The sequence below is a fragment of the Myroides sp. TSA_177.3 genome, from assembly GCF_052691955.1.
Genome location: NZ_JBQZGD010000001.1, coordinates 266,428 through 280,671 on the forward strand (window position 1 = coordinate 266,428; position 14,244 = coordinate 280,671).

Annotated in this window: 17 protein-coding genes; 12 read left to right on the top strand and 5 right to left on the bottom strand. The window is 35.4% G+C overall.

The window, feature by feature from the left end:
• Positions 1 to 39: 39 nt before the first annotated feature.
• The gene (locus ACUTSE_RS01115) at positions 40 to 1,017 is read right to left on the bottom strand and encodes a pyruvate dehydrogenase complex E1 component subunit beta (RefSeq protein ID WP_002990040.1); all 978 of its coding nucleotides are present in this window, start codon (positions 1,015 to 1,017) and stop codon (positions 40 to 42) included.
• Between the two features lie 337 nt (positions 1,018 to 1,354).
• On the opposite strand from ACUTSE_RS01115, the gene ACUTSE_RS01120 reads away from it, so the two are divergent.
• The 10 genes from ACUTSE_RS01120 to ACUTSE_RS01165 all read left to right on the top strand — a co-directional run bounded on the left by ACUTSE_RS01120 (position 1,355) and on the right by ACUTSE_RS01165 (position 8,302).
• Positions 1,355 to 1,723, top strand: coding sequence for a hypothetical protein (locus ACUTSE_RS01120; RefSeq protein ID WP_445638916.1), 369 nt, complete (start codon positions 1,355 to 1,357; stop codon positions 1,721 to 1,723).
• A gap of 283 nt (positions 1,724 to 2,006) precedes the next feature.
• On the top strand, positions 2,007 to 2,396 hold the full coding sequence (locus ACUTSE_RS01125) for a hypothetical protein (RefSeq protein ID WP_445638917.1): 390 nt from the start codon (positions 2,007 to 2,009) through the stop codon (positions 2,394 to 2,396).
• A gap of 298 nt (positions 2,397 to 2,694) precedes the next feature.
• Positions 2,695 to 3,441, top strand: a complete 747-nt coding sequence (locus ACUTSE_RS01130; RefSeq protein ID WP_002990051.1) for an electron transfer flavoprotein subunit beta/FixA family protein — start codon at positions 2,695 to 2,697, stop codon at positions 3,439 to 3,441.
• 32 nt (positions 3,442 to 3,473) lie between these two features.
• Positions 3,474 to 4,442 (top strand): electron transfer flavoprotein subunit alpha/FixB family protein, encoded by a 969-nt coding sequence (locus tag ACUTSE_RS01135; RefSeq protein WP_445638918.1) that lies wholly within the window; start codon positions 3,474 to 3,476, stop codon positions 4,440 to 4,442.
• Between the two features lie 102 nt (positions 4,443 to 4,544).
• Entirely contained in the window at positions 4,545 to 5,159 is a 615-nt protein-coding gene (locus ACUTSE_RS01140) for a bifunctional nuclease family protein (protein ID WP_002990056.1), read from the top strand.
• Positions 5,160 to 5,178: 19 nt separating this feature from the next.
• A complete protein-coding gene (locus tag ACUTSE_RS01145; RefSeq protein ID WP_002990059.1) occupies positions 5,179 to 6,003 on the top strand; it encodes a thymidylate synthase in 825 nt (274 codons plus the stop codon).
• 18 nt (positions 6,004 to 6,021) lie between these two features.
• Positions 6,022 to 6,402: a 2TM domain-containing protein gene (locus ACUTSE_RS01150; protein WP_115092515.1), complete on the top strand. Its 381-nt coding sequence runs from the start codon at positions 6,022 to 6,024 to the stop codon at positions 6,400 to 6,402.
• Between the two features lie 3 nt (positions 6,403 to 6,405).
• Positions 6,406 to 6,891: a dihydrofolate reductase gene (locus tag ACUTSE_RS01155; protein ID WP_445638919.1), complete on the top strand. Its 486-nt coding sequence runs from the start codon at positions 6,406 to 6,408 to the stop codon at positions 6,889 to 6,891.
• A gap of 2 nt (positions 6,892 to 6,893) precedes the next feature.
• Positions 6,894 to 7,688, top strand: a complete 795-nt coding sequence (locus tag ACUTSE_RS01160; RefSeq protein ID WP_445638920.1) for a hypothetical protein — start codon at positions 6,894 to 6,896, stop codon at positions 7,686 to 7,688.
• Entirely contained in the window at positions 7,688 to 8,302 is a 615-nt protein-coding gene (locus ACUTSE_RS01165; protein ID WP_002990065.1) for a deoxynucleoside kinase, read from the top strand. The genes ACUTSE_RS01160 and ACUTSE_RS01165 overlap by 1 nt, the downstream gene beginning before the upstream one ends.
• Before the next feature lie 44 nt (positions 8,303 to 8,346).
• Here ACUTSE_RS01165 and gldA read toward each other — a convergent pair whose 3' ends face one another.
• The 3 genes from gldA to ACUTSE_RS01180 are packed head-to-tail and all read right to left on the bottom strand — an operon-like array spanning position 8,347 to position 10,529.
• Positions 8,347 to 9,249, bottom strand: coding sequence for a gliding motility-associated ABC transporter ATP-binding subunit GldA (gene gldA / locus ACUTSE_RS01170; RefSeq protein ID WP_115092518.1), 903 nt, complete (start codon positions 9,247 to 9,249; stop codon positions 8,347 to 8,349).
• 37 nt (positions 9,250 to 9,286) lie between these two features.
• The gene (locus ACUTSE_RS01175) at positions 9,287 to 9,676 is read right to left on the bottom strand and encodes a DUF1634 domain-containing protein (protein WP_002990068.1); all 390 of its coding nucleotides are present in this window, start codon (positions 9,674 to 9,676) and stop codon (positions 9,287 to 9,289) included.
• A 10-nt stretch (positions 9,677 to 9,686) separates the two neighbouring features.
• A complete protein-coding gene (locus tag ACUTSE_RS01180) occupies positions 9,687 to 10,529 on the bottom strand; it encodes a sulfite exporter TauE/SafE family protein (protein ID WP_445638921.1) in 843 nt (280 codons plus the stop codon).
• A 156-nt stretch (positions 10,530 to 10,685) separates the two neighbouring features.
• Between ACUTSE_RS01180 and ACUTSE_RS01185 the strand changes: the two genes are divergently transcribed.
• Together ACUTSE_RS01185 and rsgA are read left to right on the top strand one after the other, a co-directional pair.
• Positions 10,686 to 11,756, top strand: a complete 1,071-nt coding sequence (locus tag ACUTSE_RS01185; protein WP_445638922.1) for a chorismate mutase — start codon at positions 10,686 to 10,688, stop codon at positions 11,754 to 11,756.
• A 93-nt stretch (positions 11,757 to 11,849) separates the two neighbouring features.
• Positions 11,850 to 12,815, top strand: coding sequence for a ribosome small subunit-dependent GTPase A (gene rsgA, locus ACUTSE_RS01190; protein WP_002990073.1), 966 nt, complete (start codon positions 11,850 to 11,852; stop codon positions 12,813 to 12,815).
• 80 nt (positions 12,816 to 12,895) lie between these two features.
• Here the strand turns inward: rsgA and ACUTSE_RS01195 are convergent, their stop codons facing one another.
• Positions 12,896 to 13,780, bottom strand: a complete 885-nt coding sequence (locus ACUTSE_RS01195; protein WP_445638923.1) for a hypothetical protein — start codon at positions 13,778 to 13,780, stop codon at positions 12,896 to 12,898.
• Positions 13,781 to 14,244: the final 464 nt, after the last annotated feature.

Here is a 14,244-nt window from a genome sequence, read left to right on the forward strand (position 1 = left end):
AGTAATTCAAATATACAATATTTTTTTACTTAAAAAAGTTTATCTGTATAGTACTTTTTTCACTGCCTTGATTACATCGTTTGCATTTGGCAACCATTGTTCAAGTAAAACTGGTGAATAAGGTGCAGGTGTATCTGCAGTTGTAATTCTTTGAATCGGAGCATCTAAATGATCAAATGCTTGTTCTTGAACTAAATACGTAATTTCTGAAGAGATACTTCCGAATGGCCAAGCTTCTTCTAAGATTACTAAGCGATTTGTTTTCTTTACAGAAGTTAAAATTGCTTCTTGATCTAATGGACGTACAGTTCTCAAGTCAATTACTTCACAAGAGATACCTTCTTTCTCTAATTCTTCAGCAGCTTTTAATGCTTCTTTGATGATTTTACCAAAAGAAACAATCGTAACATCTTTACCTGCTTTTTTGATATCCGCTACTCCTAATGGAATAGTATATTCTCCCTCAGGCACTTCTCCTTTGTCTCCATACATTTGCTCTGATTCCATGAAAATCACAGGATCATTATCGCGAATAGCAGATTTCAATAAACCTTTTGCATCATAAGGATTAGATGGTACCACAACTTTTAATCCAGGTACGTTTGCATACCAATTTTCAAAAGCTTGAGAGTGAGTAGCTCCTAATTGTCCTGCTGAAGCAGTTGGTCCACGAAATACAATTGGAATGTTGAATTGACCACCTGACATCTGACGCATTTTAGCTGCGTTATTTATGATTTGGTCGATTCCTACTAAAGAGAAGTTGAATGTCATAAATTCAACAATTGGACGGTTTCCATTCATGGCGGAACCAACACCAATTCCTGCAAAACCAAGTTCTGCAATAGGAGCGTCAATTACGCGTTTAGGACCGAATTCGTCCAACATACCTTTTGAAGCTTTATAAGCACCATTATATTCCGCTACTTCTTCTCCAATTAAATATATGGTTTCATCGCGACGCATTTCTTCGCTCATAGCTTCACATACGGCCTCTCTAAATTGAATCGTTCTCATAAGTTCTTATTTTCCGTAAAATTATTCAATAGGAGCAAAAGTATGAAAAAATATCCTTACCTCGCTTATCTTACTTTCTGTTTTGTTTTTTTTAACGGCACTTCTCGAATACAGGAATAAGAATACGGAAAAAGTAAGTAGTGTATTTTGGAAGGGAATCGTTGAGATATCAGGAGAGAAAGGGTGAGTTTTTTGTAAAATTAGCTACTGATGTAGGGGTGAGATTGTGGAAAAAATACGCAAGGTGATGAAGTTTTGCCGATTCGTTAAAAAATGTTGTACAATTTGCGAATCATCATTTTATTTGTACTTGTAAACAATAAAAAAACTTGAAAGTATGATGAAAAAGGTAAAGGTTGCACTTGTATGTGCGATGGTTTCAATGGGGCTTTATTCATGTAATAGTGATGACAATTCATCAAGTGGGGATGGATATGAAATTGTAGCTAAAACATCGGATAATGCGCTAATTAATAATATTGTGGTTGTTGAAGATGGAGCTACAGAAACGATTACAGAGCTTGGAAAAAAAGAATGGTCTAAGTCTTTCTCTGGAAAAAAAGTAGTAGCTGTTTCTGTTACAGGTGGTACAATTGATGCTGGAGATAAAGCAGGAGTGTTAACCTTAGAAGTGGTAAAAGACGGAAAAGTCGTGAAGACATCAAAAGCAGACGGAAGTATTTTAGTAGCAACTATTTCAATGTAATTCAAATTTACTTTTGAAAGAAGTATAGTAGCTTCTAAAGATATAAAAGAAAGAGTTCAGCCCTGCTGGACTCTTTTTTTGTTTGTAGTAGAGGTAAAAAAAGATGATTGGTATCCTCTTTTTAAAGGAGAGCAGAAGATTAAATATATAATTCAACTATATAGGTACGATTACTGATAAGTTTAGTATATAAAGGAGAAAATGGATGTTTTTTTGATATAGGGTTTAAAGGAAAAATCTTGCGTATTGTAAGAGTTGTAAATAAATTTAAAATCCGTGAATTATGTTGAAAAAAATGAAAATGACAGCGTTAAGTGTATTGGCTATCGCTATGGGTATGGTTGCTTATGGGCATAAACAAGAGGTAGATTTAGAGGTGAAAGTCGAGCAATCGCTGCGATATCAAGTGACGGTAACTACCTCAGAAGAAGCTCGGATAACGAGTATTCAAATCAAAGAAGGAAATAGAGAAACAAATGTTACGGATCATGATGGAAGAAGATGGAGTCGTTCTTTTGCAGGAGATGTACCTGTAGCAGTAGCTGTTACAGGTCATGCTGTTCAAGGAGAGAGTAGTGCTTCTAAGATGACTGTTCAAGTATTTAAAGATGGCAGACTTGTAGAAATTGGCGTAGCAGAAGGAGAAAATTTAGCCGTTAATGTTGAATTTTAAAATGAAGTAAATGAAGAAATGAAATGTGTTTGATTATAAGTTAAACACATTTTTTTTACAATCAATATAGAATCTTGACTAATTGGAAATTACAAACTTTTTAATTTTTTGTCTTTTGTTTCAAAGAATGAATATTTGAAGGACAAAATCACAATAAAGATTATGACTTATTAGGCGATTTAGTAAATTTTATTTGGTTAATTCAAACTAAATTAGTATGCTTGCATAGTAAAAAGTTCGAAATTAATTCTTATTTTCGTTCACAAGTAATATTGTAAAACAAAAAACTATAATAATAATGAAGATATTAGTTTGCATCAGCCACGTGCCTGATACTACATCAAAAATCAATTTCACAAATGGTGATGCTGAATTTGATACAAATGGGGTACAATTTGTGATCAATGCTAACGACGAGTATGCATTAACACGTGCCATTTGGTTTAAAGAAAAACAAGGAGCTACAGTTACTGTAGTAAATGTTGGAGGAGCTGACACAGAACCTACATTGAGAAAAGCATTGGCTATTGGTGCCGATGAAGCAATCCGTGTAAATGCTGTGCCTACTGATGGTTTATTCGTTGCAAAGCAATTAGCTGAAGTAGTGAAAAACGGAGGATATGATTTAGTATTAGCTGGAAAAGAATCATTAGACTACAATGGTGGAATGGTTCCTGGAATGTTAGCTGCTATCTTAGGATATGACTTCATCAATTCATGCGAAGGTATGGATGTTGATGGAACAGCTGTAAAAGCAATCCGTCAAATTGATGGTGGTAAAGAAACAATATCTGGAAAATTACCAATGGTTATCGGAGGGCAAAAAGGATTAGTAGACGAGAAAGATCTACGTATTCCAAATATGCGTGGAATTATGGCTGCTAGAACAAAAGCATTAACTGTGCTTGAGCCTGTTGGAGCTGATGCTGCAACGAAAGCAGTAAAATTCGAGAAACCAGCTGCGAAATCAGCTTGTAAAATGATTGCTCCTGATAACTTAGATGAGTTAATCAATTTGTTACACAACGAAGCAAAAGTGATCTAATCTAGTAGTTTTTAACCTTAAAAAGAAAAAGTATGTCAGTTTTAATATATGCTGAATCAGCAGAAGGAAAATTTAAAAAAGTAGCATTAGAATTAGCTTCTTATGCGAAAAAAGTAGCAGAATCAATGGGAACAACGGTTACTGCTGTAACAGTTAATGCTGCTGATGTTAGCGAATTAGGAAAATATGGTGTTGATAAAGTATTAAAAGTATCTAGCGATAAATTAAATACGTTCAACGCAAAAGCATATGCAGATGTAATTAAACAAGCAGCTCAAAAAGAAGGTGCTAAAGTAGTTGTATTATCTTCTTCAACAGATAGTTTATACGCTGCTCCAGCAGTTGCAATTGGATTGAATGCAGGTTTTGCATCAAACGTAATTGCTTTGCCAGAAAGTACTGCGCCATTTGTAGTAAAAAGAACAGGATTCTCAAATAAAGCATTTAATTTTACTGAAATTACTTCAGATGTAAAAGTAATCGCTTTAGGGAAAAATTCATTTGGATTGGTTGAAACTTCTGGTGCTGCAGCTGCAGAAGATTTTGCTCCAAGTTTAAATGATGCAGACTTCAGCTTAAAAGTAGAAGGAGTAGAGAAAGTATCTGGAAAAGTAACAATCGCTGACGCTGATATCGTAGTATCAGGTGGACGTGGTATGAAAGGACCAGAAAATTGGGGAATGTTAGAAGATTTAGCAGAAGTATTAGGAGCGGCATTAGCTTGTTCTAAACCAGTATCGGATGTGGGATGGAGATCACACGAAGAGCACGTAGGACAAACAGGAAAACCAGTAGCAGCAAACCTTTATATCGCTGTGGGTATTTCTGGAGCAATCCAACACATTGCTGGGGTGAACTCATCTAAAGTAAAAGTAGTAATCAACACAGATCCAGAGGCTCCTTTCTTTAAAGTAGCAGACTACGGAATCGTAGGAGATGCTTTCCAAGTAGTACCTCAATTAGTAGAGAAATTAAAAGAATTCAAAGCGAAAAACGCATAATCAGCATTTTTTGATTTAGATAATTGACTTAGACAGTAACTAAAATCTAAAGATTGTTTATCTTTGATTTAGTTACTGTTTTTTGTTTTTATAAAGATAATTATGAGTTTGATTAAGCTGACAGTTAAAGGAATTTCATATAGCCATTCTCAAAATGGTGCCTATGCCCTTATCTTAGATGAAGAGCATGGGGATCGAAAATTACCTATTGTTATTGGAGCTTTTGAAGCACAGGCTATTGCCATTGCTATTGAGGAAGAAATTAGACCTCCAAGACCTTTAACCCACGATTTATTTAAAAGTTTTGCCGATACATTTGATATTCAACTGAAGCATGTTATTGTTCACAAATTAGTGGATGGCGTGTTTTTTTCGAGTTTAGTTTGGGAAAAAAATGGAATTGAAGAAGTGATGGATGCGCGTACATCCGATGCAATTGCTTTGGCAATTCGCTTTTTTGCTCCAATTTACACCTATCCTGATATCATGAATAAAGCAGGAATTATTTTAAGTGGAAACCCAGAAGTAGAGGAGGAAGATCCTGCAGATGACGATATCGCAAGTCAAGTAGAACAATTTCTAGAACTAGATATTGAAGGAAAAGGCTATAGTAAATTTGGATTACAAGATTTACAGCGATTATTAAATGAAGCTATTGGTAATGAAGATTACGAAACAGCAGCAAGAATTAGAGACGAAATAAGTAAGCGATCATAGTTAATTAAGGAGGGCAAGAATGAAACAATATTTAAATTTAGTACAAGAAGTTTTAGATAAAGGCGTACAAAAAGGAGATCGTACCGGAACAGGAACGAAGAGTATCTTTGGTCATCAAATGCGTTTTGATTTGGCAGAAGGATTTCCCTTGGTAACGACTAAAAAAGTACATTTAAAATCCATTATCCACGAACTTTTATGGTTTTTAAAGGGAGAAACAAATATCGCTTATTTAAAAGAAAATGGGGTTCGTATTTGGGATGAATGGGCAGATGAAAATGGAGATTTAGGACCTGTCTATGGCTATCAATGGCGCAATTGGAACGGAGAAGGAATTGATCAAATCAAAGAAGTAATTGATACCTTAAAGAATAACCCAGATAGTAGACGTATTATGGTTTCTGCATGGAACCCAAGCGTATTACCTGATACTAGCGTTTCTTTTGCTGAAAATGTAGCGAATAATAAAGCAGCTTTACCTCCATGTCATTCCTTTTTTCAATTTTATGTTGCAGAAGGAAAATTGTCTTGTCAACTGTATCAACGCAGTGCAGATGTTTTCTTAGGAGTGCCATTTAATATTGCGTCTTATGCATTATTGACAATGATGGTTGCTCAAGTATGTGATTTAGAAGTGGGCGATTTTGTTCATACGTTTGGAGATGTTCACATTTACAACAACCACATTGAACAAGTAAATCTACAGTTAAGTAGAACACCTTATGCGCTACCAAAAATGAAAATCAATCCAGCTGTAAAAGATATTTTTAGCTTTACCTACGAGGATTTTACACTAGAAGATTATGTATCTCATCCTGCGATAAAAGGTAAAGTATCTGTATAATTCTAATCCAAAAATGCTATGGAAAAAACGGAAGCAATTAAACAGTACGAATACGCAAAGAATCGAATCAAACAACGCAAGATGTTGTTGTTTCACTTTGTTGTTTTTCTTTTAGGGTCTATCGTACTATACGGAATCAATATGTGGGTGAAAGACCCGCAAATTGTTGGCGTTTGGTGGACTTACGCGGTAGGGGCTTGGGGCTTATTGCTCCTGTTTCACGTGATTAATGTATTAGTTATTAATCGCTTTATGGGACCTGCTTGGCAAGAGCGAGAAATTGAACGATTAATCGCGATTCAACAAGAAAAAATTAGACAGTTACGAGCTAAAGTGGAAAAGGATTTCCCTTTGGTGGATGTAAAACGCGATTTAAATCACGATGATTCAAAACAGTAAATAATGATCACTTTAATAGCAGCAATTGCAGAGAATAAGGTATTAGGAAAAGACAATGCAATCATTTGGCATTTACCAGATGATTTTAAACACTTCAAAACATTAACTTCTCATCATTATATTATAATGGGGCGTAAAACGTTTGAATCGTTTCCTAAGCCATTACCTAATCGTACACATGTGATTATTACAAGACAACAAGATTACGTTGTCCCAGAACATTGCATTGTTGTTCATAGTTTAGCAGAAGCCCTAACACTTACTCAAAAGGAAGAAGAAGTGTTTGTGATAGGAGGTGGTGAAATCTATCGCCAAGCTTTGGACTACGCTGATAAATTAGAATTAACTCAAATTCACGCTTCTTTTGAAGGAGATGCGTTTTTTCCTGAATTCTCAACTTCCGATTGGCAATTGGTAAAGGAGAGTTATCATCCACAAGATGAACGACACGCCTACGCTTTTACTTTTCAAACGTATACTCGAAAGTAGATATGAAAAAGTTATTCGCTTTGTTTATTCTTTGCGGTAGTTTTGTTGCAACAGCTCAAGAATCTTTGCAAGCTCAGTATTTAAATAGTGAAACGCTTAAGGAAAAAGAAGTTTTTCTCAGTAAAGATATTTTTGACAATACCTTTGTACAAGAAGAAAATATCTTGCGCAAAAGAAGTAAATACAGCTCAGAGCACTTTAGCTTACCTAAGCTTGGTACATTGAAAATGGTTGATTTAACCAATTCTCAGTTTCCGGTTTTGTTTTATAGCGATTTTAATTCCATCGTTTTATTGAGTAAGGAATTAGCGCTGCTAAATACCATTGATTTAACAGGACGTTTCTCAGCAATGGACCCTGCTTATATTGCTACAAGCACACAAAAGAACTTGTGGATTGTAAACCAAGCCAATCAAAGTGTAGTGCGCTATAATTTAAGTACGCTTGAAGTACGCAATATTTATACAATTAAAGAGGATCAAATCAAAGCATATCAATCTACTCTGAATTATTTGTATCGTATTACTTCAACGAATCAAATTAAAGGAATTGATATCTATGGTAATGAAGTATTGGACTATGCATTGCCTACGGATTATGAACACATTCAGATTGTAAATAATAAACAAGTATTTTATTCGTATCTAAATAAGTTGTACTATGTTGATATGGAGAAGAATAAGATTTGGGAAATTGCAGTTGATGTAAAAAGCATTTTAGGCTTCTTTTATAACACTCAAAAATTGAGTATTTTTACCGAGCAAAAAATAAATAATTATCAAATAAAATTACCGTAATGCATATAGCGATTGCTGGAAATATTGGAGCGGGAAAAACAACACTAACAGATTTATTAGCCAAACATTATGGATGGGAAGCACATTATGAAGATGTGGTTGATAATCCATATTTAGATGACTTTTACCACCAAATGGATCGATGGTCATTTAATTTACAAGTCTATTTCTTGAATAGTCGTTTTCGCCAAGTGCTTCAAATCAGACAAAGTGGAAAAACAATTATTCAAGATCGAACGATATATGAGGATGCTCATATTTTCGCTCCGAACTTGCATGCTATGGGCTTGATGTCTAATCGAGATTTTAAAAACTACGCTACGCTTTTTGACTTGATGCAAGACTTAGTAGCTGCACCAGATTTATTAATTTACTTGAGAAGCACAGTGCCTAATTTAGTGGGACAGATTCACAAAAGAGGAAGAGAGTATGAAAATTCAATCTCTATTGAGTATTTGAGTGGGTTGAATGATCGCTATGAAAACTGGATTAAAGGATACGACAAAGGAAAATTATTAGTCATTGATGTTGATCACATGGATTTTGTAGATAAGCCTGAAGATTTAGGATTAATTATCGATAAAATCAATGCAGAAATCAATGGATTATTTTAGATAAAAAACAAAAAAAGAGCCTTAGGCTCTTTTTTTTATTTCTATTATTCACTAGTTGTAAATTCGTGAAAAAGTTTTTCTAAATTTTTGTTCTTTGGTTGTAAAGAAAGCGTTTTTAACCCTTGCTGTTGCGCAAAATCATAAACTGTAGCGCGGTAGTCCTGATCTGTTGGGAAAACAAGCTCCCATTGTGTATCGTGTACATGATTGGCTTTGATGAGGTGAGGAATTCGATTAACGAATTCAATTTCGATCTTAAAGTCAAACTCTACGGCGATAATTTGTTCATGTTGGTTGTCTAATAATTCGTGTAAGAATTGATCCGCAACAATATGCCCTTTTTTAATGATAATAACACGCTCACAAATTGCCTCTACTTCTTGCATAATATGGGTAGAAAGAAATACCGTTTTGTCTTTCCCTACCGTTTTGATTAACTCTCTAATTTCAACCAATTGATTGGGATCAAGTCCTGTGGTTGGTTCATCTAAAATCAATACTTCAGGGTCGTGTAGTAAAGCCGTAGCAATACCGACACGCTGACGATATCCTTTGGACAGTTGGCCAATTTTTTTATGCGCTTCTGGTGTTAATCCTGTCAAGGTAATTACTTCTTCAATACGCTCTTTTTTTGTTTTGTAAATCGAAGCGTTAAATTGTAGATACTCTCGGACATACATATCCAAATACAGCGGATTATGCTCTGGTAAATAACCAATCGATTGTTGTACTTTTTTTGCTTGTGTTGCTACGTTATACTCGTTGACGTAAGCAACTCCTTCGTCACTGTGAATAAAGGTAGTTAGTATTTTCATCAGCGTTGATTTTCCTGCTCCGTTTGGACCTAAGAAACCTACAATTTGCCCTTTAGGCACCGTGAAACTGATGGCGTTTAACGCTTGTTGCTCGCCGTAATATTTACTAATATTTTCTACTTTAATAGACATATATAATGGAAGGTTAGTAAAAACAAATGTAGGTAAATTAATGAGAAAATCCGAAGGACACGCTAAGAATGATAACTGCAATTACAATTAGGGTAATCACAACATACATCGCGTCTTTTTCGAGGATAAAAGAAAAGAGCGATAAGAGTAAACGCAGAGCGGGTGTTAAAAACAAGAGCAAAATGCCCAAGAAAATAATCGACTCTCCGTTCCATTCCTTGACCCCTTGAAAGATGGTTTTAAAAACAACAAATAGATTTTGATCTTTTTCAACAAACGTAGAGAAAGAAACGACTTGTTGGGAATCTTTTGCTAACAGAATAATTCCACCCAGAAGTGTTACGGTTAAAGCACTCAATACGCCATAACGCAACACATTCCCGATGATACTTTGTAATTGATTATCTGTAAATTTAGTTGTACTCATAGTTTTGGCTTTAAATTTTTCCTGTAATTCCGTTGTAAATCATGTTCAAGGCGATGATGAAAATAAGTACCGCAAAAAACAATTTGAGTTTTTTGGTGTTGGCTTTCATTAGCACTTTCGCACCAACCATAGAACCAATTAATACTCCTATAATAACAGGCATACAGATGGATGGTTCAATATACCCCTTTTGAATATAAATAACCGAACTGGCAATAGCTGTAACTCCCATCATAAAATTACTCGTTGTGGTAGATACTTTGAAAGGAACCTTCATGATGGTATCCATTGCAATTACTTTAAAGGCGCCAGATCCAATACCTAATAAACCTGACATCATACCCGCAACGCCCATCATACTAAATCCACCAAGAATATTAGTCATGCTATAGTGTACTTTTTCGCCACTAGTTGTCGGGTAATTGCCTGCTAGTTTGAGTTTTTTAGCTAAAGTACTGCCTTGTTCTGGTAGAACAAGATGGTCTTCTTTTTTGCGAATCGAATTAAGGGAGGAAAAAATTAAGGTGGCTCCAAAAATAATAGCGAGTAAAGAAGTAGGGGCATTGGTTGAGATAAGTGCACCTACTACAGCGCCAATGGTTGTGGCAATTTCGAGGAACATCCCCAATCGCATGTTGGTAATCCCTTCTCGAACATAGGCCGATGCAGAACCTGATGAGGTTGCAATTACAGCTACTAAGGCTGTTCCGATGGCGTAATGCATGTCAACACCGAGGAAAACAGAAAGTAAAGGGATTATAATAATACCGCCTCCAAGTCCTGATAATGAGCCGATAAAACCAGCTGCAAAGGCACCTAGAAACATAATTAAGATAAAAGTTAATAATGACATTAAGGTTGAATTTTTGATGAAAAGTAAATGTATTAATTATTATAAAAAACAAAGAACAAAAAGAGCTTTATCTGGTTTTTACCTTTTATCATTTTGGATTAAATCCCATTTTATAGAATATAACTCGTAAATTTGCATCAAATGAAATTGTAAGAAATGAGTAAAGATTGGTTAACTGCTTTTCAAGGTCAAGCCCCTGCAATTATAGCAGGTCCCTGTAGTGCTGAAACACCGGAACAATTGTTGCAAATCGCTCACTCTTTGCCTCAAGAGGTTAAAGTATTTCGTGCGGGAATTTGGAAACCAAGAACGAAACCAGGTGGATTTGAAGGAGTGGGAGCAATTGGTTTAGACTGGATGCGACAGGTAAAGGAAGAAACAGGATTGATGTTAGCAACAGAAGTAGCAACAGCAGAACATGTTGATTTGTGTTTGCAAAATGACATCGATATCTTGTGGATTGGTGCTCGTACTGCTGTGAATCCTTTTTCTGTACAAGAAATAGCAGATGCCTTAAGGGGAACAGACAAAATCGTCATGCTGAAGAACCCGATTAATCCAGACTTATCTTTATGGATGGGAGGATTAGAGCGATTGGAAAAAGCAAATATCAAGAAGCTAGGCCTGATTCACCGTGGATTCAGTACTTATGAAAAAACAAAATATAGAAATATACCAGAATGGCAGATTCCTTTAGATATCAAATCAGAATTGCCTCATATTCCTATTTTCTGTGATCCTTCGCATATTACAGGACGACGTGATCGCATTTTAGCGGTTTCTCAGTTGGCGTTGGATTTGAATTTTGATGGGTTGATGATTGAAACACATTGCAATCCAGATAAAGCCTGGAGTGATGCTGCTCAACAAGTGACCCCGGAACAACTGAAAACCATTGTTCAAGCACTGAAACTACGCAATATCACTGATGATACGGAGGAATACCTACAGAAATTACAAACCTATCGCATTCAAATTGATGATATGGATAGTAAAATTTTAGATCTGTTGAAAAAGAGAATGATGATTTCCGATGCAATCGGTTCGCTAAAACGCGACAAAAATGTTGCTGTTTTTCAACAAGAACGATGGAATAGTATTGTGGAAAAAATGATGAAAGAAGGAGAACACCTAGGATTTACGGATGAATTTATTCGCACTATTTACAATGCCATCCACCAAGAGAGTATTTACCGTCAGGATCAGGTGATTAATAGAAAAGAATAATAAAACAGAAAGTGAATAATACAGCAGAATTAGACTAGGTATTTTTCTACCTAGTCTCTTTTTTTTGGCTGGATTTTAAAATATATTTGCCCTATGAAAGGAACAGTTTATAAATCAACAGGTAGCTGGTATCTTGTAAAAGGTGAAGATGGGCAATTTTACAATTGCCGCATCAAGGGAAAGTTTCGTATTAAGGGAATCAAAAGTACGAATCCCCTTGCAGTAGGTGATCATGTTATTTTCGAATTAGAAACAACCAATGATGCAACTACTGGGGTGATTCACGAGATTGCGCCTCGTATGAATTATATTGTACGTAAATCGGTAAACTTATCTAAACAAGTACATATCATCGCTTCGAATATCGATACGATGTTCTTAATTGTTACGATTGATAATCCTGTGACTACAACGAGCTTTATTGACCGTTTTTTGGTTACGGCAGAAGCATATGGAATTAAAACGGTTTTAGTTTTCAATAAGATTGATACCTATTCAGAAGATGCATTAGATGAACAATTGTATTTGCAATACATCTATTCTCAAATAGGATATGAGTGTTTGCGTGTATCTGCATTAGAATCAAAAGGAATCGATGCGATTAAAGAACGTATGATTGGCAAGGTATCGATGTTCTCTGGGCATTCAGGGGTTGGGAAATCAACGTTGATTAATGCGATTGAACCTGGATTAAATCTGAAAACTGCACAAATCTCAGAGCAACATCAACAAGGGCAACATACTACTACGTTTGCTGAGATGTTTGACTTAACGTTTGACGCGGCGATTATAGATACGCCTGGAATTCGTGGATTTGGTGTTGTTGATATGGCACCTCAAGAAGTCGGAGATTATTTCCCTGAGTTTTTTGCCTTAAAAGATCAGTGTAAATTCAATAACTGTTTACATCGAGAAGAGCCACATTGTGCAGTAAAAGACGCTTTAGATCGAGATGAATTGGCTTGGTCGCGTTACAAAACCTACATCCAAATTTTAGATGGAGAAGAAGAACATTATCGTACAGATATTTATAAAGACGGAAGAAACCAAGAAGAATAATCTTGGTTTTAAATAAAAATAACAAAGGAGCTGCCTCAAAATCATGAGACGGCTCCTTTTTTTTAATAACAAAAAAATATTTAAAATTCAGAAAAATAGTAGGTATTACCAAAGCGATAGGTGGCCATTTCCAGTAATAATACGTCTTTTACGTGTTGAGATAAGGTTGCGTCTGCTAGTACAGCAGTCTCCATTTCTTTAGAATAAGCGGTAAAAAGAGCGGTATTATTGAGTCGGAAAAAAGTAGTGGTATAGATTTTAGCAATTGGTTTAAAATGCGCTAAGTCTTCCTTATTTTCAAATGGATAAAGGGTGGCATAATACGTATCACTTTCATTGTCATCTAATTGATTTATTTTTTCTAGTAAGGCAACAGCAGTATCTTTTTCATAGGATGCCTGTAATCCTAATTGCTCAGCTTGCTGGTAAATTTTATCATATAACATAGCGAATAACTCATTGGAAGGAATTGTTGAAAGCGTAGAATCTTTGAGTACTTCGTTCACCAATACATAGTGATAATATCCAGCATCATCCATTGAGTTAGCACTGAAATTTGCTGTTTTAATTTGTTGAATATTAGGTAAAACTAAGGCGTGATACGATTTTACTTCAGCTGTATTTTGAATTCCATGGATGGATTTTTTGACCGTAACAGCTTCTCCTACAGAAGCTGCTGCACCAATAAGCAAAGCTTCTTTCCAATCGCTTTTCATTCCTTTTTTAACGGCGTAGGCAGCAGCGGCTTTTGCATCAGCCGAAGCTACTCTTTTTAGCCAATCCCAAAAACCAGCTGTTGCTTTATTTGGGAGTTCGTGTTGTTTTTGTTCATAGGTAGCACTGATGTGCTCATAAATAGTAGGCTCGGTTTGCGCTGGATTGGCGCTGTCTGTAGTTGTTTGATCTGAGTGGCAAGCGGTGCATAAAGTGACTACCCCCAAGACGATTAAATATAACTGTTTCATGTTTGTCTATTTTGTTGAGCCAATTCGTTTTGAATTGTACGAGTTAATACACGGTGTGATAAATAGTATCGTAATGCATAAACAATAATAAATCACTCAAAAGAGTTGATTTATTAGGATATGCAGTGCGGAAGAAATAAGGAATTAGCTGCGCTATCTTTATTTGCTGGATCTGTGGATTAAAGTCGGCCGATTAATCTAAAAAACACACCTGAATAGTACCTATATACACATTTCAATGAAATAGAGTAGCTGAACAAGAGAGGCTACTTTCTTTTATTGTAGGGACGTAAAAAACGCCCTTTTTTATTCAGGTGATAGAGTAAAACTAGAGTAAAAGTGGATTGGTATAAGTTAATAAATAGTTAAAAAAAAGTAGTCGTATTGGAATACTATATGAAATAGGATGAACTTGTTTTTTGAGTATAATAGGATAATAAAGTACCTATCTCATAACATAAGAA